26 protein-coding genes are annotated in these 20,342 nt (G+C 65.3%); 15 read left to right on the forward strand and 11 right to left on the reverse strand.

The window, feature by feature from the left end; genetic code table 11:
- Positions 1-1,074: 1,074 nt before the first annotated feature.
- The 3 genes from A5753_RS23805 to A5753_RS10680 form a co-directional block, all read right to left on the reverse strand.
- Positions 1,075-1,287, reverse strand: coding sequence for a CsbD family protein (locus A5753_RS23805; RefSeq protein WP_082971268.1), 213 nt, complete (start codon positions 1,285-1,287; stop codon positions 1,075-1,077).
- Positions 1,288-1,467: 180 nt separating this feature from the next.
- Complete coding sequence (locus A5753_RS10675) at positions 1,468-2,298, reverse strand: hypothetical protein (protein WP_156656051.1); 831 nt, start codon at positions 2,296-2,298, stop codon at positions 1,468-1,470.
- Between the two features lie 113 nt (positions 2,299-2,411).
- Positions 2,412-2,870, reverse strand: a complete 459-nt coding sequence (locus A5753_RS10680; protein WP_067126874.1) for a universal stress protein — start codon at positions 2,868-2,870, stop codon at positions 2,412-2,414.
- A 144-nt stretch (positions 2,871-3,014) separates the two neighbouring features.
- On the opposite strand from A5753_RS10680, the gene A5753_RS10685 reads away from it, so the two are divergent.
- Entirely contained in the window at positions 3,015-3,536 is a 522-nt protein-coding gene (locus A5753_RS10685) for a hypothetical protein (RefSeq protein ID WP_067126877.1), read from the forward strand.
- A gap of 114 nt (positions 3,537-3,650) precedes the next feature.
- Here A5753_RS10685 and A5753_RS10690 read toward each other — a convergent pair whose 3' ends face one another.
- Together A5753_RS10690 and A5753_RS10695 are read right to left on the reverse strand one after the other, a co-directional pair.
- Positions 3,651-4,151 carry a hypothetical protein gene (locus A5753_RS10690; RefSeq protein WP_067126880.1) on the reverse strand — a complete coding sequence of 167 codons (501 nt, stop codon included), beginning with the start codon at positions 4,149-4,151 and terminating at the stop codon, positions 3,651-3,653.
- A gap of 121 nt (positions 4,152-4,272) precedes the next feature.
- On the reverse strand, positions 4,273-4,464 hold the full coding sequence (locus tag A5753_RS10695; RefSeq protein WP_067126883.1) for a hypothetical protein: 192 nt from the start codon (positions 4,462-4,464) through the stop codon (positions 4,273-4,275).
- 389 nt (positions 4,465-4,853) lie between these two features.
- On the opposite strand from A5753_RS10695, the gene A5753_RS10700 reads away from it, so the two are divergent.
- Both A5753_RS10700 and A5753_RS10705 read left to right on the forward strand, forming a co-directional pair.
- Positions 4,854-5,072, forward strand: a complete 219-nt coding sequence (locus tag A5753_RS10700) for a hypothetical protein (RefSeq protein WP_067126886.1) — start codon at positions 4,854-4,856, stop codon at positions 5,070-5,072.
- A 113-nt stretch (positions 5,073-5,185) separates the two neighbouring features.
- Complete coding sequence (locus A5753_RS10705) at positions 5,186-5,524, forward strand: DUF732 domain-containing protein (RefSeq protein ID WP_197694655.1); 339 nt, start codon at positions 5,186-5,188, stop codon at positions 5,522-5,524.
- A gap of 51 nt (positions 5,525-5,575) precedes the next feature.
- On the opposite strand, the gene A5753_RS10710 is transcribed toward A5753_RS10705, so the two are convergent.
- Positions 5,576-6,205: a TetR family transcriptional regulator gene (locus A5753_RS10710; RefSeq protein WP_067126889.1), complete on the reverse strand. Its 630-nt coding sequence runs from the start codon at positions 6,203-6,205 to the stop codon at positions 5,576-5,578.
- A 71-nt stretch (positions 6,206-6,276) separates the two neighbouring features.
- Here A5753_RS10710 and A5753_RS10715 point away from each other — a divergent pair, with 71 nt between their 5' ends.
- The 5 genes from A5753_RS10715 to A5753_RS10735 are packed head-to-tail and all read left to right on the forward strand — an operon-like array spanning position 6,277 to position 10,375.
- Complete coding sequence (locus A5753_RS10715) at positions 6,277-7,107, forward strand: mycofactocin-coupled SDR family oxidoreductase (RefSeq protein WP_067126892.1); 831 nt, start codon at positions 6,277-6,279, stop codon at positions 7,105-7,107.
- Positions 7,108-7,113: 6 nt separating this feature from the next.
- Complete coding sequence (locus tag A5753_RS10720; RefSeq protein WP_067126895.1) at positions 7,114-7,935, forward strand: mycofactocin-coupled SDR family oxidoreductase; 822 nt, start codon at positions 7,114-7,116, stop codon at positions 7,933-7,935.
- A gap of 58 nt (positions 7,936-7,993) precedes the next feature.
- Positions 7,994-8,749 (forward strand): carboxymuconolactone decarboxylase family protein, encoded by a 756-nt coding sequence (locus A5753_RS10725; RefSeq protein ID WP_067127271.1) that lies wholly within the window; start codon positions 7,994-7,996, stop codon positions 8,747-8,749.
- 42 nt (positions 8,750-8,791) lie between these two features.
- Positions 8,792-9,436 carry a hypothetical protein gene (locus A5753_RS10730; RefSeq protein WP_067126898.1) on the forward strand — a complete coding sequence of 215 codons (645 nt, stop codon included), beginning with the start codon at positions 8,792-8,794 and terminating at the stop codon, positions 9,434-9,436.
- 18 nt (positions 9,437-9,454) lie between these two features.
- A complete protein-coding gene (locus tag A5753_RS10735) occupies positions 9,455-10,375 on the forward strand; it encodes a cation diffusion facilitator family transporter (RefSeq protein WP_067126901.1) in 921 nt (306 codons plus the stop codon).
- A gap of 10 nt (positions 10,376-10,385) precedes the next feature.
- On the opposite strand, the gene A5753_RS10740 is transcribed toward A5753_RS10735, so the two are convergent.
- The 3 genes from A5753_RS10740 to A5753_RS10750 are packed head-to-tail and all read right to left on the reverse strand — an operon-like array spanning position 10,386 to position 12,078.
- Complete coding sequence (locus A5753_RS10740; protein WP_067127274.1) at positions 10,386-11,336, reverse strand: cytochrome c oxidase assembly protein; 951 nt, start codon at positions 11,334-11,336, stop codon at positions 10,386-10,388.
- Positions 11,337-11,366: 30 nt separating this feature from the next.
- Positions 11,367-11,711 (reverse strand): DUF732 domain-containing protein, encoded by a 345-nt coding sequence (locus A5753_RS10745; RefSeq protein WP_067126904.1) that lies wholly within the window; start codon positions 11,709-11,711, stop codon positions 11,367-11,369.
- Between the two features lie 46 nt (positions 11,712-11,757).
- Positions 11,758-12,078, reverse strand: a complete 321-nt coding sequence (locus A5753_RS10750) for a DUF732 domain-containing protein (protein WP_067126906.1) — start codon at positions 12,076-12,078, stop codon at positions 11,758-11,760.
- Between the two features lie 107 nt (positions 12,079-12,185).
- On the opposite strand from A5753_RS10750, the gene A5753_RS10755 reads away from it, so the two are divergent.
- From A5753_RS10755 to A5753_RS10765, 3 genes are all read left to right on the forward strand, one after another.
- The gene (locus tag A5753_RS10755) at positions 12,186-12,935 is read left to right on the forward strand and encodes a Clp protease N-terminal domain-containing protein (RefSeq protein WP_067127277.1); all 750 of its coding nucleotides are present in this window, start codon (positions 12,186-12,188) and stop codon (positions 12,933-12,935) included.
- Between the two features lie 92 nt (positions 12,936-13,027).
- Positions 13,028-13,558, forward strand: a complete 531-nt coding sequence (locus tag A5753_RS10760) for a hypothetical protein (RefSeq protein ID WP_197694661.1) — start codon at positions 13,028-13,030, stop codon at positions 13,556-13,558.
- Positions 13,546-14,106: a GNAT family N-acetyltransferase gene (locus A5753_RS10765; RefSeq protein ID WP_067126913.1), complete on the forward strand. Its 561-nt coding sequence runs from the start codon at positions 13,546-13,548 to the stop codon at positions 14,104-14,106. The genes A5753_RS10760 and A5753_RS10765 overlap by 13 nt, the downstream gene beginning before the upstream one ends.
- Here A5753_RS10765 and zapE read toward each other — a convergent pair.
- Positions 14,072-15,193 carry a cell division protein ZapE gene (gene zapE, locus A5753_RS10770; RefSeq protein ID WP_156656053.1) on the reverse strand — a complete coding sequence of 374 codons (1,122 nt, stop codon included), beginning with the start codon at positions 15,191-15,193 and terminating at the stop codon, positions 14,072-14,074. The genes A5753_RS10765 and zapE overlap by 35 nt on opposite strands.
- Between zapE and A5753_RS10775 the strand changes: the two genes are divergently transcribed.
- The 4 genes from A5753_RS10775 to msrB are packed head-to-tail and all read left to right on the forward strand — an operon-like array spanning position 15,192 to position 19,330.
- Positions 15,192-15,989 (forward strand): pyrimidine reductase family protein, encoded by a 798-nt coding sequence (locus A5753_RS10775; RefSeq protein ID WP_067126921.1) that lies wholly within the window; start codon positions 15,192-15,194, stop codon positions 15,987-15,989. The two genes, zapE and A5753_RS10775, sit on opposite strands and share 2 nt — an antisense overlap.
- A gap of 14 nt (positions 15,990-16,003) precedes the next feature.
- Positions 16,004-17,569, forward strand: a complete 1,566-nt coding sequence (locus A5753_RS10780) for an alpha/beta fold hydrolase (protein WP_067126924.1) — start codon at positions 16,004-16,006, stop codon at positions 17,567-17,569.
- A gap of 28 nt (positions 17,570-17,597) precedes the next feature.
- On the forward strand, positions 17,598-18,908 hold the full coding sequence (gene aftC, locus A5753_RS10785) for an arabinofuranan 3-O-arabinosyltransferase (RefSeq protein ID WP_067126926.1): 1,311 nt from the start codon (positions 17,598-17,600) through the stop codon (positions 18,906-18,908).
- On the forward strand, positions 18,905-19,330 hold the full coding sequence (gene msrB / locus A5753_RS10790; RefSeq protein WP_067126929.1) for a peptide-methionine (R)-S-oxide reductase MsrB: 426 nt from the start codon (positions 18,905-18,907) through the stop codon (positions 19,328-19,330). The genes aftC and msrB overlap by 4 nt, the downstream gene beginning before the upstream one ends.
- Before the next feature lie 62 nt (positions 19,331-19,392).
- On the opposite strand, the gene A5753_RS10795 is transcribed toward msrB, so the two are convergent.
- A complete protein-coding gene (locus A5753_RS10795) occupies positions 19,393-20,268 on the reverse strand; it encodes a hypothetical protein (protein ID WP_067126932.1) in 876 nt (291 codons plus the stop codon).
- Positions 20,269-20,342 lie beyond the last annotated feature (74 nt).

Consider the following 20,342-nt stretch of genomic DNA (forward strand, 5'->3'; position numbering starts at 1 on the left):
CGCCACTTTTGAGATTGCATCTCGCGAGTGAGACTCTGCGCGCCATATGGCTCGTCCGGAATGGTCGACGACTGAATTCGCCCTTCCCGGCCGAGCGAGCACTTCGAGGGCGGGCACCTCATCGGCCAGTGCGAATGGCGGGGCAGTCTCCGCGCCAACAGGCTGGGTTGCGTCGGATTTGCTCATTGCGGACCAGCACCACCAGAGCCACGCCGAAGAGAACCAGCAGAGGCACGAACACCAGTGGATACGCCGAGACCGCAGCCAAGCCGACGAGGGTGGCCGGCACCACCAACAACATCACGGCCGTCGAACCCTGTTCGCGTCGGTCGACGCTCCTAGCGATCCGAACGAGGGCCGCGAACGTCGCAGCGGCCCATGCATGCTGATCCGACCACCTACCGTACGAGCGATGAGTCTTCAGGCCGCAACCCGTGCAGATTTGCCCGTTCACCCGCTTATGGTGCCACCGGGTCGGCAGAACTGCACCCCGAGGCCCAGACTCCTTGCTCAGCGCTTTCGGTGACGCTTCGACGCAACCGCGTCGCTCCCCTGGTCGGAGCTCCTCGATGACGATCAGGCCAGGTTGACGACACCTGGCTTCGCGCAGGCGAGTCAAAGCCTTTGTCTCACTGGAGAATAGGAGACGTTGGCCGTGCCGTAGCTGCGGCCTGCTGGTTCTGCTACGCGAACGTTTTGTCGGTCTCGCCCACGCCCTGAATCAGCTCGGGTGCGCCTCAACCCATCGTGAGGCCACAAATGTTTGGCGGCGTGCGAGGTCACGTCTGTCGAGTCGCCAAGAAAGGCCTTTCCGCGGTATTGCCCAATATTGCACATGTGTCAAAAGAACGCGATAACATCAGCTGGCCGGCGTTAGTTTTGCAACGGTTGTTCCTACCCGCAGAAAGGCATAACGATGAGCGCAAGCAAGAAAAGAATGCTTAAAGCTGCCGCAGTGGTCGCGATGCTGACCGGTGTAATGCTGGGGTCGACGGGCTGCATAACGATCGACCTCGGGGCACCAGCCTCAATCTCGACCAAGTAATCCGCCCACTGCCGGCCGGCAGATCCGGGCTATATCCGTCGACGCCGTCGAGGCATTTGTCGGCGCGGTCGCGGGCGGAATGCGTCCTTGACCTTTTCACCCGCGTCTCTCAGGTGAGCGGCCCGCTGATCGGCTCTCCCCTCAGCCTCCAGCGTTGGGTCGTTGATCGCGCGGCCGAACGCCGCCTTGAGCTTTCCCGTGACCTGGTTCACCTTGTTACGAGCCTTATTCGCACCGCTCACCAGCGTTTCCTTATCTTCCGGTTAGGGATAATGCGCTAAGAAGCGGCTACCCGCTTTCGTCCTGAACCACTCCGCTAGTCAACGTGGGCGAGGCCGAAAGCCCTGAGCAAGCCGGCCGCTACCTCCAGACACAGCAGATGCGCTGCCGAATGAGACGGCGGCTGGATCACTCAACGGGGGCTATGCCCCAGGCGTCTGACGTAAATTGCCCCGTTGGTCCATGACGGCAAATCTCAGCCACATGTGCTTTTTGATCGCGTCTATGTGAGCTAGCGCCACAACGATCGCACTACTGAATGCGCCACCCAAGACCCCCATCAGCAGTGCCGCCAACACTTTATGATGAGGAGCTAGTTCCCATCGTTGCAGAATCGGCGCTGCCAATCCTTCATAAATCCCGACTAATACCGCAAACGAAACAACTGGCATGTTGCACAACAGTAACCGCTGCCGCGCGGTAATCAGTTGGACCCCTAAGCTCGCCCGAGCTTTTATCGAAAAACAGTAGGCAGAACCCGTCAGCATAATGCTGCCTGCTGCCGAGACGAATCCAAAAAGCATCAGATTCACTACCATTGGAAAGGTCAGAAAGCCAGCGATACACAGCTGTATCCAGAAGATTACTGCCAGTAGTACGCCGCCCCACATTCCCACAATGAAGGGGTGAAGCACGCGCACTATGGCCGCGTCATTGAGCCTAACCGTTACTCTAGGAAAGACGATCCAGTTCAACAACAAACAGACTACCGAGGCCCCGACGAAACCTATAACCAGTCCATAGATACCAATGATGAACATTTTGTTTGCGAAGGCTACGAGCTGCTCGGCACCGGTTGCGGTCCGAGCAGCTCGGCCTACCCTAGGTCCATCCTGTGAGAACAAAGACAAGAGAGGAACCGTGATTCCCTCTAAAATTGCGAACAGCCACACTAAATGCCAAGACAGATTAACGTCGGCATTCAAGTAATTCCCCGCGCCTAAAGCCCGCCGCCGGGCGCCAGTCGCATCCATCGGCCATGCCCTTCATTTGCAGGTGTCGGCACTACAGCTACGGAACGGGAGGTTTACCAGTCGACTCTTGAATAAAGGTCGTCGTCCGACGGCGAATGAGCCGGAACGCGGCCTCAATCGGTGGTGTGAACAATCAACACGTCGGTCTTGACCTTGCGGGAGACTTCGGAAGGGACTGATCCCAGCAGGCGCCCGGCGACGCTGCTGAGTCCGACATTGCCGATAACCAGCAAGTCCGCATCGACCTCTTTGACCAGCTCGACCAGCGCGTGGACAGGGGCACCGACGACCGACTTCTCCTCCACGTCCTTGGCGCCGGCTTGATGCGCCCGCTCCCTGGCGTTCTGCAGGATCGCGTAGAAGGGCGCCTCGCCCACCGTCCGGTAGTCCTGACCGTGGTCGCTTCCCGGCGGGATGGCGTAGCGGCCCTTTTCCTCGGAAACGGGGAGATGCGCCGTCACAACGATCAATTTTGCGCCGTGATCCGCAGCGATGGCGCCTGCACGGTCCACCGCGCGCAGCGACGAGTCCGAACCATCGGTGCCGACCACCACGGTCTGATAGGCGCTCATTTCCCGCCCAGTGTAAAGCCGACGGCGGCGCATTTGAGGGAAAACCGAATTGTTCGCGGCCGGTCTGTTCAACCCAAACTATTCGCGCCCAACCGCCAAGCTTCCTCGATGCGCTATCTTCGCGCAGTGACCAGACCTGCGCACATGAGCGCTCTTGCGGCAACGCTCGGGCTGACAGCTTGTTTAGTTGCGCCCCACGCAACCGCCGACCCGACGACTCAACCGTCGCCTTTCCCGACCGGAAAAGCCGGCACCACCATCCATGTCACGGAGTACAGCGCCGCGACCGCCGACGTCACACTCAACAACGCAACGTGGGTCTCGTCCGGTTGTTACGGCGACGGGGGCTGCAACGTCATCGAACTCACCATCGCCGGCAAGTCCGACACACCGTTCAACTACGGCCAGACCTCCGTGACCGCTGCCTCCTCTCCATGGAGGCAGGACCCGAACCGGGATACCGTGGTCGGCTCGTCCCTGACCGATTACCAGAAGATCAATAAGGTGCCGCCGCTGCGCGCGGGCAGCGTCACCAACGGCCAAACCGCCCACGGGTTCATCGCCTACGCCGGCAACATCAATCAGGGCGACGTTTACGTCGAATTCAACGATCCCGATGCACCGGCGGCACCCACGCCTTTAGCGGGCTGGAAAGTCCACACCTGAGTGCAACCACGTTCGTGAAAATCCGTTGCGCTGCAAGCTAATACGACTCTCGCGCACTACATGTTCAACGAGCAACGCCCCGGTGAGTGGCCTACTTCTGAACTGCTGGCTGATTCACACGCGCTCGGCCCTCATATCCATGTCGATCGTCCCTTGGCACGCGCCGCTCAGGATGTCGGTGTGCATAGTGCCGGCTAGCGACCCGTCAGGCTGGGGTGTGTAGCGCACCTCGGCCCGGGCCGGATTCCATTGGATCGTCGTGTCCGGCATCATGCAGTCCCACTGAAAATCGTTGACCTGCGACCAAGACTTTCCATCCCAGGTGAACTGAACCGGCTGGGGAACCGTCGGGTTAGTGGGCGGAGGGCCACTGACGATGGTGGCGACGCACTTCCCATTGCTGCAGCTCGAGCGGAAACCGTACGTTTCGGTGTGCTGCGTTTCCGGGTCGCCGACCGCCATGCTGGTCCCGGCCTTTGGTCCGACCATGAACGTGATTGCGTACTGGCCGTTCCAGGACGGATTGTCTGCGCAGGCAGCCGGGGAAAGCGTCAGGGCAATCGCAAGCGACGCGGCGGATACACCGGCGAAGCTCTTCAGTTGGTGTGAAGCCATGATTCCTCCTCCGAGGCCGAACCGATTCAATCGTCGTATGCCGGAGGGCCGCCGGACAAGGTTCTTGCAGCAGCCGGGGCGGTTCGCGTTCATTCGCACGGTCGAAATACCCGGAAGCGCCTTACCAGCCCCACTCGTCGTCGTCGAGGACATCCACGGTCAGAGCGTTGTCGGCAGGACCCTTCGTCCCGTACGTGAAGGTAAGCAGGGTGCGATCGTCGTCAAGGGGTTCAGTCGCTATGACGGTAGCGTGCCCGACCTTCATGCGGATCCTGTCTCCGGGCTTCAACTCGTCGATACGTTTGAGGGTCACGCCCAACCCATCAGCGTCCCGCGGCGATGAGGTCGCCCGGAAATCCGTTGGAGAGCAGTGACTCTCACGGCACCTTGCGCGGTGTCGTTGCTGGTATGCGACGGTTTGTTGAACAAGGTCGGGTTGCTCGAGGTAAGTGGTCAGCGGCGCAGGTGCACTGGGCTGAGGTGGACGCGATTGCCGGGATGTTCGCAGATGATTCTCTTCATCGCCACGTCAGTATCTTTCACCGCGACCCTCTCCGGGGTAAGAACGCCGAGAACGCAATCAGCTGTAGCCGCGCCCGAGGAAGGTTATCAATGGATCCCGAACAGCGCGAAGGGCCGCCGCGCGCAGGTGCGTGGACCGGCCGTGTCTCGTGGCACGGCAGCCGGAGCAAGATGTGAGAGGTGAGTTGGACGAGGTATACAGGCAGAGCACTCGCAGATATCACCCTGGACGGCGACGCGCTGCACGCCGAGCTCGAAGACGGCATCCGCGTGGGCAATCCGCATCTGACGGATGTCCGGCTCGAGCAGGCAACCGCGACGGAAGCTTTCGATGCCGAACGAAGCCGGCGCTGGTATGAAGTCACCTACCTGGCCGAGGACCCCGAAAATAATTCCTAGGCCGTAGGGCCCTTGTGTCTGACAAAGGGACCACGCGATTGCGACTATCGTTGATGCACGTCGTCCTTGACTGCACGCCGATGGTCCGCGCACAGGAGGAGGCCCTGAGTCCGATGAAGGTTGGTTCTGGGAAGTGGCCGACCGTGTGCGCAATCGTCCTGTCCGTTGCCGCGCTGGCCTCGGCGGCCCCGGCCTTCGCGGATGACATCGACGATGCCTTCATTGCGAACCTCGCCAAGGGCGGGATCACCGTGCCCAACAACGACGACGCGATTGCGACGGCACATTCGGTGTGCAGCGGCCTTGACACCAACCCAGCCGCCCCGATGATGGCATTTGTGTTGGCGAGGGACACCGACCTGTCGCCGAGACAAGCCGGCTACTTCGTCGGACTTTCGGTAGCCACCTACTGCCCGCAATACAAAGACACGGTCAGCGCTTCGGTAAGCTGAACCGTCGCTCATGCGCCAGGATCTGCTGCAGCACAGTGGGTTTCGCAGTGTTCAGCGCTGCGCTACGCCCGCCGAGCCCTTTTCATACGCGTGGGTCAACCAGAACACCGCTCGTTCGATACCCGGCACGATTTCGGTGACGTCGATCTCTCCCTGCGCAAATCGGGTAAGGAACCCGTAGACCACTCCGGTGAGGATGAGCTCGAGGTCCTTGGCGAAGCCTGGCTCCGCTTGGGCCAGAATCGCTTTGGCGAGGGGAACGACCGCGTCGACACCGCGCTGAATGAGGCGCTTTCCGCCGGGGCCCGATCGCGCCTGGAAATAGGAGCGCAGCATCAACGGATGTTGCTCCCACGGCCCAAAGATGGTCCGCATCACGTGCATCAGGTCCACATAGATGGACTCGCCGGGCAAATCCTGGATCAGCGCGGGCAGGGGCGCATAGCGATTGGCATCCATCCACCCGTCAAGGGCGGCGACAATGAGCTCGTCGCGGGTGGGATATCGCTTATAGATGGTCGCCAGCGATACTCGGGCCCGTCGGGCAACCTCGCGCAGCTGCACTGCCTCATAGCCTTCGCTGTCGAGCATCTCGACCACGATGTCCAGGATCGGGTCGCCCCGCCTTGAAGCGCTGTTCACCGCATCCATGTCGGCCCCTGTTGCCATCACGGTAACCATGTTACTGTGATGGCCTGAGTAACGGCGTTACTCGCCCGCGATCTGGGCCGATGAACGAGAGGACGGGCGCGGTGGGTTCATTAGACGGCAAAGTCGCCTTCATTACCGGGGTGGCGCGCGGCCAGGGCCGTAGCCATGCGGTACGACTCGCGCGCGACGGCGCCAGCATCATCGGCATCGACATCTGCGCGGACATACCCGCCAACGGCTATCCCATGGCCTCCCCCGAGGAGCTGGACGAGACCGTCGCGCTGGTCGAAGAGGCCGGCGGCAAGATGCTGGGAACGGTCGCCGACGTCCGAGACTTCGAGCAAGTCAAGGCCGCAATGGATGCCGGCGTGGGGCACTTCGGGCGCCTGGACATCGTGTTGGCCAACGCGGGAATCGCCCCTCTGGCATTTCGGCAGTTGAGCATCGAGGAAGAGCTGGCGCAGTGGCGGGCCGTCACCAGCGTCAACCTCGACGGGGCGTATCACACGGCTTGGGCGGCGGTTCCGCATCTGCTGTCCGGTAACCGCGGCGGGGTCATCATCTTCACCAGCTCCACCGCCGGCATCAAGGGTTTCGGCGGCCTGCAGGGCGGCGGCCTGGGTTACGCGGCGTCGAAACACGGCATCGTCGGGCTGATGCGTACCCTAGCCAATGCCCTTGCACCGCTGAGCATTCGGGTGAACACGGTGCACCCTACCGCCGTCAACACGATGATGGCGACCAACCCTGACATGACCGAGTTCCTGGAAAAGAATCCCGGCGCGGGTCCCCACCTGCAAAACCCGATGCCCGTCGGAATGATGGAGCCCGAAGACGTCAGCGCCGCCATTGCCTACCTGGTCTCCGGCGAGGCGAAGTACGTCACCGGCGTGACGTTCCCCGTCGACGCGGGCTTCTGCAACAAGGTTTGATACCGAATGACAACGAACAACGCAACGGGCCGGGTCGCGGGCAAACGTGTCTTGATCACCGGCGCCGCGCGCGGCATGGGACGCTCGCACGCGGTGCGCCTCGCCGAGGAGGGCGCCGACTGCGTCCTGGTCGATATCTGCTCCACGCCGAAGGGTTTGGAATATCCACTGGCCACCGAAGACGACCTGAACGAGACCGCGCAACTGGTCGAGAAACACGGCCGTCGTGCCATCGCCCAGATCGTCGACGTGCGTGACGAGGGCGCCATGAAAACGGCTGTCGACGCGGCTGCCGCCGAGCTCGGCGGACTCGACGGAGCGGTCGCCAACGCCGGCGTACTCACCGTCGGCACATGGGACACCACCACCGCCGAGCAGTGGCGGCTGGTCGTCGACATCAACCTCATCGGCGCTTGGAACACCTGCGCGGCCGCACTTCCCCACCTCATCGCGCAGGGCGGCGGGAGCCTGGTCAACATCAGCTCATCGGCCGGCATCAAGGGAACCCCGCTGCATGTGCCCTATACGGCGTCCAAGCACGGTATCGTCGGGATGACCCTGGCCCTGGCCAACGAGCTTGCCGCACAGAGCATTCGAGTCAACACCGTGCACCCCACCGGGGTGGCGACCGGAATGGCACCGCCGAGCATGCACACGCTGATCGCCGAACAGCGGCCCGACCTGGTGCCCATCTTCCTCAACGCCCTGCCCGCACCGTTGATCGAAGCGTCCGACGTCAGCAATGCGGTGCTGTACCTGATATCCGATGAATCCCGTTACGTCACAGGTCTCGAACTGAAGGTCGACGCCGGTGTCACAATCCGCTAAGGCTCCGACGCACGACAGCGCGCGACGTGAACGCGGGCTGCGCACCTTCGCCGAGGTGATGACGATCGAGCCGCCGGATGGCGACACCCCGTTTGCGGGCGGGCTGATCGACTTCGTCTTCGGCGAGGTGTGGTCGCGGCCGGGGCTGTCCCGCCGCGATCGACGGTTCGTGACCCTGGCCTGCGTCGCGGCCGCCGACACGCAGGCCCCCCTTGAGCAGCACGTCTACGCGGCACTCAACAGCGGTGACCTCACCATCACCGAAATGCGGGAAACCGTCCTGCATTTCGCCGTCTACGCGGGATGGCCGAAGGCGTCCCGGTTCAATATTGCCGTGGATCTGCAATGGGCCAAGATCGCCGAGGCGCGCGGCGAGCCACCCCCTCCCCCGGAACCCTTACTGCCGCTGGTCAGCGCAAGCGATCCCGAGCAGCGGCTGCAAGGCGGTGAGGAGTCATTCAAGGAGATCAACTGCCTGCCGTTCGCGCCGATGCGCGACAACCCGTACTCGGGGGCGGGCATTCTGAACTTCGTCTTCGGCGAGATGTGGCTGCGACCCGGCTTGGGCATGAAGGAACGCCGCCTCATCACCGTCGCCTGCGTCGCCTTCCAGGATGCCGAAATCCCGATCATGTCCCACGTCTACGCGGCACTCAAAAGTGGCGACGTCTCGTTCGAGGAGATGGACGAGCTCGCGCTGCAATTCGCGGCGTACTACGGTTGCGCCAAGGCCGACTACCTCAACCAGGTGATCGCAGAACAGAAACAACGGGTGGCGGCCGAGAACCAGGCCGATCACACGCCGGTCGGCTGAGCATCCCCGCAGGGGAACAACATTCGCAACGGAACTCGACGAATGACCATCGACAACCCCTATTGGGACGCGGTCAAGGACTGCGTGGAAACCGACGACGTCGGCGGCAACCCGGTGATCGGGTATTTCAGCCTGGACCGCACGGTCGAAGAGAACATGGCCCGCTCGCCGAACCGGCAATGGCTCGTACGCCGGTACTGCTGGACCGTTCCCGACCCCGAGACCGTGGCGTTCGTGGCAGGCCACGTCAAGGGCGGGCTGGTCGATCCCATAGCGGGCACGGGTTATTGGGCCTACCTGCTGACGCAGCTGGGCGTCGATGTCGTCTGTTACGACCTGAACCCGGGCACCGACCTGCTCACCAACGGCTGGCACGGCGACGACCTGTACGCACAGATCGTCGCGAAGGATTGCGCCGACGCGGCGGCGCTACACCCCGAACGAACGCTGTTCCTTTCCTGGCCTCCCCATGACCAGGACGTCGGCACGCGAGTACTGCTGGCCTACAAGGGGAATCGTCTCATCTACATCGGCGACGCGCGCGGGGGCGGCACGGGTGATGACCAGATGCACCAGATCCTGGAGACACAATGGACGGAAGTCGATTCCCGCCAGCCGGTTTTGTGGTGGGGCCAACGCGATCGGGTGAGGGTGTACGAACGCGCGAGACTTGGGAGCCGCCGGTGAGTCGGGCATGCTGACGGTATGCATGTGATCAATGGAGTCCGCGACCCGGCGGCAAGCTTTCCCCTGGACACCGCGGCCGACGACGCCGGCGAACGCCGGCAGGCCAACCGCGCCGTCGCCGTCAGCGCCGTCGGGCTGGCGCTGACCGGGCTGGTTGAGTTGGTCATCGCGCTGTTGTCCGGCTCGGTGGCGCTGCTGGGCGATGCGCTGCACAACCTGTCGGACGTCTCCACCAGCGCCCTGGTGTTCATCGGCTTCCGCGCGTCGCGCAAGCTGCCCACCGAGCGGTACCCCTACGGCTACGAACGCGCCGAAGACCTCGCCGGCATCGGTGTGGCGCTGGTGATCTGGGGCAGCGCCGTTGTCGCCGGCTTCGAGAGCATCACCAAGCTGCTTCGACACGGCGGCACCGGCTACGTGGGCTGGGGCATCGGTGCGGCGGCCGTGGGCGTGGTCGGCAACCAGCTGGTGGCGCGCTACAAACTGGTGGTGGGCAGGCGGATTCGGTCGGCGACCATGGTGGCCGACGCCAAGCATTCCTGGCTGGACGCGTTGTCGTCGGGCGGTGCGGTGCTCGGGCTGGTCGGCGTCGCCCTGGGGTGGGGCTGGGCCGACGCGGTCGCGGGGATCGTCGTCACCGGCTTCATCTGCCACGTCGGCTGGGAGGTGACCGCCGATATCGCGCATCGCCTGCTCGACGGCGTCGATCCCGACATCATCACCACCGCCGAGGCCGTCGCCGCCTCGGTGCCCGGTGTGACGCACGCGCACGCCCGGGCCAGGTGGACCGGGCGGACCCTGCGCGTTGAGGTGGAAGGCTTTTTGAACGCCGATACCCCGCTGGCGGCCGCCGACCAGATCGGCCGCAGCGTCGCCGCGGCGCTGACGCCTCGGATCCCGGAGATGCAGAGCTTCACGTGGACGGCCCGCGCCGCCTAGCGACCAGACGTCAGCCGCGACGGAACCGCTCCCGCAGCTGCGGGTCGTTTTCCCACCACAGCGCCGAGGGCGCGCCGCCGTCACTATCGGCGCCTAGCGCCCTCGTCTCGGCCGCGTCCAACTCGGCGTCGACGGCGACCGCGTGCGCCTTCTCGTCGCGCGACATTGCGCGCATCAGCAGCAGCACGAACGGCCACCCCACCAAATCCCCGAGGATCCACAAGACGCCGGCGCCGATCGTTTGATCGAGCCGCGGGCCTGGACCCCAAGACCGTTGCAGCCCAGCATAATACGATGCGCCGATCAACGAGCCCTGCCAGATGACCAATCCCAGGACACCGTCACCGAGCGCCTCGGCGACGGTGATCAGCAGCGAGACCGACTGCGGGTACCTGCGGGGCACGGGATCTTCCTGCAGCCGGGCATAGAAGTAGCCGAAGCCCAAGACCACCAACAGGATTCGCGTGGGCGCACCGATCCATTCGTCCCGCAGGGCCGCGGTGTACCACGGCGTCAGGTACAGCAACCATGGCGTGGCGAGCATCGCCACCGACGTGGTCGCCGGATGGACGAGTACCCGGGCGAACCGGCTCGCCAACAGCCGATCGATGCGGTCGCGGCCCGCCGGCCCAAAGGCGTCGCGAAATACGGTGACCGGCTTGGCCTGTGCGATGAAGAACGGAACGACGTAGAGCAGCAACAACACCTGCAGCGCACGCACCCAGAACAGGACGTAGGCATAGGCACCGAGGGCGCTGATCGTGGCCAGCGCCCACACCAGCATGCCGACGCCGAAGCACGCGGCGTTCGCGGCGCGGACCGGACTTTCGGCGTCGCGACCGCGTCGATAGCACCAGGCGTATCCCGTGGCGAGCACCGCGACGACGGCCGCGGAGACGAGGTCGAATTGCCAAGTCTGAGCGGCCGCGTCCCATGTCAGCGGTCCGGGAGCGACGCGCACGGCCACCAGCCTATTGCGGCCCGGATCGGCTCAGTTACCGGCGGGACCGTCCGGCTTCGGACCGCGGTCCTCGCCGGTGATGTACTTCGGGCAGTAATGCGCGGCCGAAAGGTAGGTGAACTTGGCCGCGCTGGCCCCTTGGAAGGCCGGATTCTGGTTGCGCAGGTCCGTCACGATCTTCGCGTCGGACTGGCCGTCGTCGAGCAAATCGCAGACCGACTTGCCGATGGTGATCGCGTTGCCGCCGTCCTGATAGGTGATGCCGGCGTCGCGGAGGTCTTTGAGGAAGTCCTGATCGTTGTCGACGTCGGCGTGCACAGGCGCGGCGAGGACGATCATGGCTGCGAGGCTGGTCAGCCCCAGGAGAATTCGCATAACGCAGTGATTGTCGCAAACCTGCCGGTGGTTGGCATCGCGAGCCCTACGAGGGGTTCGGCGTGCTCGTTGTGATGGCGCCCGGACAGTACGTGGTGGCGGCGATGGCCGCGAACTGGTTGGCCTTGTCCTGGCTCAGCGCGGAGTTCTTGGACAGCAGGGTCTTGACCACGTCGGGCATCTGCGTGCCTTGACTGACCGTGTCGCACACCCATTTGCCCGCGCCCACGGCCTTGCCCGGATCGGAGAACGTGATGCCAGCGGCCTGCAGCGACGCGATGAACGAGTCGTCGGTGCTGTCGGCGCGCACGGGTCCGGCCAGGCCGATCGCAACGGCCAGGCCGCACAGCGCGAGCAGTGACTTCATGACTGACAAATTCTCCCAGAGCGGTCAATACCCCGCGCCCTTTTGGCAGCGAGGCGGAGTCAACCTGCGGTTGACTTTATGCCGTGCGTCAACTTATGGTTGACGACATGTCCGATCCTGTCCGCGTCGCCTACCCGATCCGTCTGGACGAGTTGATCAACGCCATCAAGGCGACCCGCCCGGATGTGCTGGATCAGCTCGCCGACGCCGTCCTGGCCGCCGAGCATCTGGGCGAGATCGCCGACCATTTGATCGGCCACTTCGTGGACCAGGCCCGCCGCTCCGGAGCGTCCTGGACCGACATCGGCAAGAGCATGGGCGTCACCAAGCAGGCCGCCCAAAAACGATTTGTGCCGCGCGCCGAGGCCGCCGCCCTCGACCTCGAACACGGGTTCGCGCGCTTCACCCCGCGGGCACGCGGGGCGGTCCTGGCGGCCCAGAATGCCGCGCACGAAGCGGGCAACAGCGAGATCACCCCCGTCCATCTGCTGGTCGGCGTGCTCAGCGATGAGGCCGCCCTGGCGACGGTGCTGCTGGGCCTGCAGGACGTCGACACCGAGGCGCTGCGTGCCGCCGCGACCGATGCGATCGCCGCGGTGCGCGTGAATGCCGAATCGCCACAGCTCATTCCATTCAGCGGGCCGGCGCGTAAGGCGCTGGAACTCGCCGTGCGCGAGGCGCTTCGGCTGGGCCACAACTACGTCGGCACCGAGCACCAGTTGCTGGCGCTGCTGGAGCTCGAGGGCGGGGACGGACCGCTGCACCGAGGCGGCGTCGACAAAGACCGGCTCGAGGCGGATCTGCTCACGGCGCTGCAATCCCTCGCGGGGGGCAAAGGCGCAGCCGGAGACGGCTGACCAGTGTGGCCGACCACTCCCTTGGGCGTCCGTGCGTGTGCAATCATGCGAGGGTCCCCGCGACGGCGCCAAGGAGGCACGACATGGCGAAGATGCACCGCTGGCTGCTGGTGGCGTCCGCCTTTCTGGTCGCCGTTGCCGGCCTCACCGTTGCCGGCGTCGCCACGACTCCCATGCCGCGCGCATGGGCCGGTGACGCGCCGATCGGCCACATCGGTGACACGCTGCGGGTGGACAACGGCACGTTCATCGCCGACGTCACCGTCAGCGGCGTGGCGCCCTGCGACCCGCCGCCGGGATTCGGCTACACGCGCGAAGGCACCTTCAGAGGATTCCCCGGCAGCACCGTAGACCGCGCCGACGTGACCATCCGGGCGATCCGCGTGCCCAATCCGTACGTCATGGCGACCGTCCTGAGTTTCAACGGGGTGACCCCGACCGCCGACGCCTACAAGCCGCGGGCCTCCGATGCACCCGACGCATTGGACAACGTGCTCGTCAACGCCCCGAACGGGGCGGTCGTGCGCGGCGGCGTGTACTGGGACGCCTACCGCGATCCCGTCTCCGCCGTCGTCCTGCTGGACAAGAAGACGGGCTACCACCTCGCGCAGTGGAACCTCTGACAGGAACCTTTCAGATCGCGCCGGCGGGCCCCGGTGATGTCCTGGAGCTGACTGCCGTTGCGGCACAAACCTTTCCGTTGGCATGTCCGCCCGCGGCGAGCGCGGACAACATCGCGTCGTTCATCGACGCCAACCTGTCGGCCAACCGATTCGACGAGTACCTGAAGGATCCGGATCGCGCCATCGTCACCGCGCGCCAAGGCAACCGAATTGTCGGTTACGCCATGCTGGTTCGCGGCGTCTCCGATCACGCCGGCGTACAGCGAGCGGTGCGGATCCGCCCGGCGGCCGAGCTGTCGAAGATGTACGTCCTGCCCGACCGCCACTCCAGCGGGGCCGCCGCGGCGCTGATGGAACGCATGCTGGCCGTCGCGACCGGCTGGGGCGTTCGCTGTGTGTGGCTGGGCGTGAACCGGGCAAATCAACGGGCACAACGCTTTTACCTCAAGAGCGGATTCACCATCGCCGGCGCCAGGACGTTTCGGCTGGGCACCGGCGTCGAGAGCGACCATGTCATGATCCGCGAGGTGGGTCAGCCGCGGCGGTGAGCGCCAGGAGCCGGGAAGTGGCCCGCAGGTACTTCTTTCGGTATCCCCCGGCCAGCATCTCCTCGCTGAAGATGGTGTCCAGCTTGGTGCCCGAGGCCACGACCGGGATGCCCGCGTCATAAAGCCGATCGGTCAGCGACACCAGTCGCAGCGCGACGTTCTGATCGTCGATGCCGTGCACTCCGGTCAGGAACACAGCGCTGACCCCCTCGATCAGCGTCAGATACCGCGACGGGTGCATGGTGGCCAGGTGCGCACACAGCGCATCGAAATCGTCGAGCGTCGCGCCGTCGACACGCGCGGCGCGCGCAACCACCTCGTCGACGGACAGCGGCTGCGGCGCCGGCGGCAGCCCGCGGTGCCGATAGTCGGGCCCCTCGATCCGCACGGTCGTGAAAATGCTTGCCAGCGTGCTGATTTCGCGCAGAAAATCCTGTGCCGCGAAGCGGCCCTCGCCGAGCTGCTCGGGCAGCGTGTTGGAGGTGGCGGCCACCGACACGCCGCGCTCGACCAGCGACGAGAGCAGCCGCGAGATCAGCGTGGTGTTGCCCGGGTCGTCGAGTTCGAATTCATCGATGCAGACCGCCGTGTAGTTGGCCAGCAGGTCGATGCACTCGACAAAGCCGAAGACCCCGGCCAGCTGGGTCAGCTCACCGAAGGTCGCAAACGCCTTGGGAGCCGGGCCATCCGGTGACCCACCCGGCCCTTGGCCCGGCAGCTGGTAGTAGGCCGACGCCAGCAGGTGCGTCTTGCCCACGCCGAACCCGCCGTCCAGGTACAAGCCCACGCCCGGCAGAATCTCGCGCCGGCCCAACAGCTTTCGCCGGCCGGCGCGCCGCTCGACGGCCTGGCGGCAGAAGTCCTGGCACGCCACCACCGCGGCGGCCTGCGTGGGTTCGGCCGGATCGGGCCGGTATGTCGCGAAACTCACCTCGGCGAAGATCGGCGGCGGTCGCAATTGTGCGATCAGCCGTTCCGGCGACACCGTCGGATGCCGATCCACCAGGTGAACCGGGCCGACCAAAGCGCCCGCGGAGGTGGACCCGTGCATGCAGGAACTGTAACGGCGTGCTGCAATCAGACTCATGTCCGACTCTGGCGGCCCCGAGGGTTTCGCGACCTCCGGGACGTCGGAGACACCGCTGTCGCTGCTCGGGTCCGTACGCGGCCTCTGCGATGACGACCTCGCCGGGCTCTACGGCTATCCCGAACGCGACGGGACGTGGGTGCGGGCGAACTTCATCACCAGCGTCGACGGCGGGGCGACCTCGGGCGGCAGCAGCGGCGCGATGGGTGGCCCGGGCGACCGGTTCGTCTTCAACCTGCTGCGTGAACTCGCAGACGTCATCTTGGTCGGCGCGGGCACCGTGCGGATCGAGGGTTACTCCGGTGCGCAGCTCGGCGTCGCCCGGCGCCAGCGGCGGCAGGCCCGCGGTCAAAGCGAGGTGCCGCAGCTGGCAATCGTGACCGGATCGGGCCACCTCAACCGGGACATGACGGTGTTCACCCGCACCGAGGTGCAGCCCCTGGTGCTCACCTGCACGGCCGCAGTCGAACAGACGCGCCGCGCGCTCAGCGGGCTGTGCGAGGTGCTCGACTGCTCCGGCCGAGATCCCGAAAAGGTCGATCAGGCCGCCCTGCTGGCGGCACTCGGCGCGCGGGGCATGCGCCGCATCCTCACCGAGGGCGGGCCGACGCTGCTGGACTCGCTGATGCAGCGCGACAAGCTCGACGAGCTATGCCTGACGATCGCGCCCTGCCTCGTCGGCGGCCAGGCACGACGCATCGCGACCGGCCCGGGCCAGCTGCTCACCCGGATGCGGTGTGCCCACGTCCTGACCGACGACGCCGGCTACCTTTACACCCGCTACGTCAAGGCCTAGCTACTGTGGTCGGCATGAGTCGGCCGTACACGTGCGCCACGATCCTGGTTGCGGTGACCGCGTTGCTGGCCGGCTGCGTCCCGGGCCTGGCCGCGGATCCACGGTTCGCCACCAATTCCGGTGCGCGACCGCAAGGGGCAGCGACCTCGAAGCCGGCGCCCAGCGGGCCGCCGGCGATCGCCGCGCCCAAGAACGACTTGGCGTGGCACGACTGCACCTCACGGGTGTTCGCCGACGCAGCGGTTCCCGCGGCCGCCGGCGTGCGGTTGGATTGCGCGAACTACGACGCCGACCTGGATCCGGTCAACGGCGGGGGCGGCAGCCTCAGCATCGGCGTGGTGCGCGCCCGCTCGAACCAGACACCCCAGGACGCCGGGCCGCTGGTCTTCACCACCGGCTCCGATCTGCCGTCCTCGGCGCAACTGCCGGTCTGGCTGTCGCGGGCGGGCGCCGACGTGCTCGCCACCCACCCCATCGTGTCCATCGACCGCCGGGGCATCGGCATGTCGAGTGCCATCGACTGCCGCGACAAATTCGACCGGCAGCAGATGCGCGACCAGTCGCAGTTTCAGACCGGCGACGACCCGGTGGCCAACCTTTCCGAGGTCTCCAACACAGCCACCACCAACTGTGGCGATGCCGTCGGGATCGGGCCGAACGCGTCCTCCTACGACGACGCCCACGCCGCCTCCGACATCGAGCGGTTGCGCAGCCTGTGGGACGTGCCCGCTCTCGCGCTGATCGGCATCGGCAACGGCGCGCAGGTGGCGCTGGCCTACGCCGGATCGCGGCCGGACAAGGTGGCCCGCTTGATCCTCGACTCACCGGTTGCGTTGGGCACCAACGCCGAGGCCGCCGCCGAGCAACGGGTCAAGGGCCAGCAGGCCGCCCTCGACGCCTTCGCCGCGCAGTGCATCGCCGTGAGCTGCGCGCTGGGTGCGGACCCGAAGGGCGCCGTAAGCGCCCTGCTGGCCGACGCCCGCGCGGGCAAGGGTCCCGGTGGCGCGTCGGTTGCGCAGGTGGCCAACGCCATCACCATTGCGCTCGGTTATCCCACCGGCGGCCGGGTCAACGCCACCACCAACCTGGCCAACGCCCTCGCGGGCGCCCGTTCCGGCGACACCAACGCGCTGAACAACCTGATCAACCACGCCAATGCCATCCAGGACTCGGATGGCCAGTTCGTCAACGTGTGCAGCGATGCGGTCAATCGTCCGACGCCGGACCGTGTGCGCGAACTCGTCGTCGCCTGGGGCAAGCTCTATCCCGACTTCGGCACCGTCGCGGCGCTCAACATGGTCAAGTGCGTGCACTGGCCCACCGGCTCGCCGCCGCCCACACCGAAGACACTCAAGGTCGACGTGCTGCTGCTCGGTGTGCAGAGCGACCCGATCGTCGGTACCGACGGCGTCGCCGCGACCGCGGCCAGCATCATCAACGCCAGCGCAGCCAGCAAGCGGGTCATGTGGCAGGGCATCGGCCACGGCGCCAGCATCTTCTCCGGCTGCGCCGTTCCGCCGGTAATCGGCTATCTCAACAGCGGCAAATTGCCCAACACCGACACGTACTGCCCGGCCTGACGCTGCTTTCCGGCGCCCGTGGGCGCCGGTGTACGGTGCGCTGGTGACGGCAGCTGAATCGACCCGAACCGGCTTGCGTGGTTGGACCTTGACCGCCTTCAGTCCCGGCACCGGCCCGCTGGGCACATCGAACGTGCTGCGGATGGCGCTGTGGCCGGTGGCCATCATGTCGGTGTTGCACCGCAGCATCATCCTCACCCTCAACGGCAACATCACCGACGATTTCAAACCGGTGTACCGCGCGGTGCTCAACTTCCGGCACGGCTGGGACATCTACAACGAGCACTTCGACTACGTCGACCCCCACTACCTGTATCCGCCGGGCGGCACGCTGCTGATGGCGCCGTTCGGATACCTGCCTTTCACGCCGTCGCGCTACCTGTTCATCCTGATCAACGCCGTGGCCATCTTGATCGCCTGGTACCTGCTGTTGCGGCTGTTCAAATTCACGCTGGCTTCGGTGGCCGCACCCGCGCTGCTGCTGGCCATGTTCTGCACGGAGAGCGTGACCAGCACGCTGGTGTTCACCAACATCAACGGGTGTGTGCTGCTGGCGGAGGTGCTGTTCTTCCGGTGGCTGCTGGACGGGAGGCTCGGGCGTCAGTGGTGGGCCGGCTTGGTGATCGGCCTGACGCTCACGCTCAAACCCGTGCTGGGCCCGCTGCTGTTGCTGCCGCTGCTCAATCGCCAGTGGCGGACGCTGGTGCCGGCCATCGCGGTCCCCGTCGTCGTCAACGTGGCCGCATGGCCTTTGGTGAGCGATCCCATGGACTTCGTCACGAAAACGGTGCCCTACTTCCTGGGCACCCGGGACTACTTCAACAGCTCCATCGAGGGCAACGGCGTGTACTTCGGCCTGCCCACCTGGCTGATCGTGTTCATGCGAATCCTGTTCACCCTGCTGATGATCGGTGCGATGTGGCTGTTGTACCGCTACTACCGCACCCGAGACCCGTTGTTCTGGTTCACCAGCTCGTCGGGTGTGCTGCTGCTGTGGTCGTTCCTGGTGTCGTCACTGGCGCAGGGCTATTACTCGATGATGCTGTTCCCGTTCTTGATGACGGTGGTGCTGCGTAACTCGCTGATCCGCAACTGGCCGGCGTGGCTAGGGATCTATGGCTTCATGGCGCTGGACGACTGGCTGATTTACAAGTACATGCGATACGGCCGCGCGTTGCATTACCTCAAGATCACCTACGGCTGGTCACTGCTGCTGATCGTCGCGTTCACCGTGCTGCTGTTCCGCTATTTGGATGCCAAGGCCGAGAACCGGCTGGACGACGGCATCGATCCCACGTGGCTGACGGCCGAGCGCAATCGAGCTAGCGTGGATGCATGACCTCCCCCGATGTGTCGCAACCCAAGGTGCAACTGAGCGACGACGAGTGGCGCAAGAAACTCAGCCCGGAAGAGTTCCACGTGCTGCGCCAGGCCGGCACCGAGCGGCCCTTCACCGGTGAATACACCGACAGCAAAACCGAAGGCGTGTACCAGTGCCGGGCCTGTGGTGCCGAATTGTTCCGCAGCACAGAGAAGTTCGAGTCGCACTGCGGCTGGCCGTCGTTCTTCGACCCGGCGAAGTCCGACGCGGTGATCCTGCGGCCCGACCATTCGATGGGCACGACGCGCACGGAGGTGCTGTGCGCGAACTGCCACAGTCACCTGGGCCACGTGTTCGCCGGCGAGGGCTACCCGACGCCGACGGATCAGCGCTACTGCATCAATTCGGTCTCGCTGCGGCTGGTGCCGGCGGGCGGCTAGCGGGGCTTTGTTCCGCGACACATAACCAGTTGCGACGACACGCCGAGCTGGGTCGCAACGCTTTATATCTCGCGGCAACCTCGACGGATAAGCGCGTCGCGGCAACCTCGACGGATAAGCGCGTCGCGCACGCGGCGCACGACCCCTTCGGGTTTGTCCTCGGCGATCACCCGGACCACGATCCAGCCGAGTTCTTCAAGCTTGCGCACCCGCCACTGGTCGCGGGCGTACTGGCGACGGTCGGCGCGGTGATGATCACCGTCATACTCGGCGGCCACTTTGTATTTCTCCCAAGCCATATCGAGCACGCCAACCGTTCGCCAGTTCTCATTCACGGGTACCTGCGTCTCCGGTGCGGGCAGCCCGGCGTCGACCAGTAGCAGACGCAGCCAGGTCTCCTTGGGTGACGCGGCACCGGGATCGACGAGCGGGAGTGCCGTGCGTAGGCGTCGCAGCCCCCGCACCCGCGGATACCGCTCCGCCAGCAGCGACACCTGCTCGACGTCAAACGGTGTCGCGCGCATCAACGCGTCGAGCCGCGCGACCGCCTCTCCCCTGGGGAGCTGCCTGGCCAGGTCGTAGGCCGTTCTCGCCAACGTGGTCACCGGCAGTCCCGCGATACGGGTGATTTCGTCCGGCTCAATTCGTTGATTGCGGGTGATTACGCCCGCCGGAGCATGCGGGTTACGCCAGATCACCTCGATGGGTTCGTCGTCGTCGATCCAATTCGAGCCGTGCAGCTTCGCGGCTGCCAGTCCAGCGATCACGGCGCGCCGGCCCGACCACAGCCATGCCGCACCACATCGCGTTCGCAACGGCGGTGCGGCGTCGCCCGACAGATAGATGTCGGGATAGATCGCACGGAACTGCGTTCGCAATTGATATGGGCTCAGGCTTCCCCGGCGCACAGCCTCGCTGCCTCTGAACACGTCTTCCACGCACTAAAGACGCCCCTGCCCGCCGCGAGGATCCGCCAGACATAAGCCACCGCGACGGGTGTCGGCGTGTCGTC

The organism is Mycobacterium sp. 852002-51971_SCH5477799-a, assembly GCF_001667145.1.
Classification (GTDB): domain Bacteria; phylum Actinomycetota; class Actinomycetes; order Mycobacteriales; family Mycobacteriaceae; genus Mycobacterium.

Excerpts from the sequence above, each read along its gene's own strand:
- A5753_RS10675 (WP_156656051.1), bottom strand. The coding sequence starts at position 2,298 with ATGGATGCGACTGGCGCCCGGCGGCGGGCTTTAGGCGCGGGGAATTAC.
- A5753_RS10680 (WP_067126874.1), bottom strand. The coding sequence starts at position 2,870 with ATGAGCGCCTATCAGACCGTGGTGGTCGGCACCGATGGTTCGGACTCG.
- A5753_RS10685 (WP_067126877.1), top strand. The coding sequence starts at position 3,015 with ATGAGCGCTCTTGCGGCAACGCTCGGGCTGACAGCTTGTTTAGTTGCG.
- A5753_RS10690 (WP_067126880.1), bottom strand. The coding sequence starts at position 4,151 with ATGGCTTCACACCAACTGAAGAGCTTCGCCGGTGTATCCGCCGCGTCG.
- A5753_RS10705 (WP_197694655.1), top strand. The coding sequence starts at position 5,186 with ATGAAGGTTGGTTCTGGGAAGTGGCCGACCGTGTGCGCAATCGTCCTG.
- A5753_RS10710 (WP_067126889.1), bottom strand. The coding sequence starts at position 6,205 with ATGGTTACCGTGATGGCAACAGGGGCCGACATGGATGCGGTGAACAGC.
- A5753_RS10720 (WP_067126895.1), top strand. The coding sequence starts at position 7,114 with ATGACAACGAACAACGCAACGGGCCGGGTCGCGGGCAAACGTGTCTTG.
- A5753_RS10725 (WP_067127271.1), top strand. The coding sequence starts at position 7,994 with ATGACGATCGAGCCGCCGGATGGCGACACCCCGTTTGCGGGCGGGCTG.
- A5753_RS10730 (WP_067126898.1), top strand. The coding sequence starts at position 8,792 with ATGACCATCGACAACCCCTATTGGGACGCGGTCAAGGACTGCGTGGAA.
- A5753_RS10735 (WP_067126901.1), top strand. The coding sequence starts at position 9,455 with ATGCATGTGATCAATGGAGTCCGCGACCCGGCGGCAAGCTTTCCCCTG.
- A5753_RS10745 (WP_067126904.1), bottom strand. The coding sequence starts at position 11,711 with ATGCGAATTCTCCTGGGGCTGACCAGCCTCGCAGCCATGATCGTCCTC.
- A5753_RS10750 (WP_067126906.1), bottom strand. The coding sequence starts at position 12,078 with ATGAAGTCACTGCTCGCGCTGTGCGGCCTGGCCGTTGCGATCGGCCTG.
- A5753_RS10755 (WP_067127277.1), top strand. The coding sequence starts at position 12,186 with ATGTCCGATCCTGTCCGCGTCGCCTACCCGATCCGTCTGGACGAGTTG.
- A5753_RS10760 (WP_197694661.1), top strand. The coding sequence starts at position 13,028 with ATGCACCGCTGGCTGCTGGTGGCGTCCGCCTTTCTGGTCGCCGTTGCC.
- A5753_RS10775 (WP_067126921.1), top strand. The coding sequence starts at position 15,192 with ATGTCCGACTCTGGCGGCCCCGAGGGTTTCGCGACCTCCGGGACGTCG.
- zapE (WP_156656053.1), bottom strand. The coding sequence starts at position 15,193 with ATGAGTCTGATTGCAGCACGCCGTTACAGTTCCTGCATGCACGGGTCC.
- A5753_RS10780 (WP_067126924.1), top strand. The coding sequence starts at position 16,004 with ATGAGTCGGCCGTACACGTGCGCCACGATCCTGGTTGCGGTGACCGCG.
- msrB (WP_067126929.1), top strand. The coding sequence starts at position 18,905 with ATGACCTCCCCCGATGTGTCGCAACCCAAGGTGCAACTGAGCGACGAC.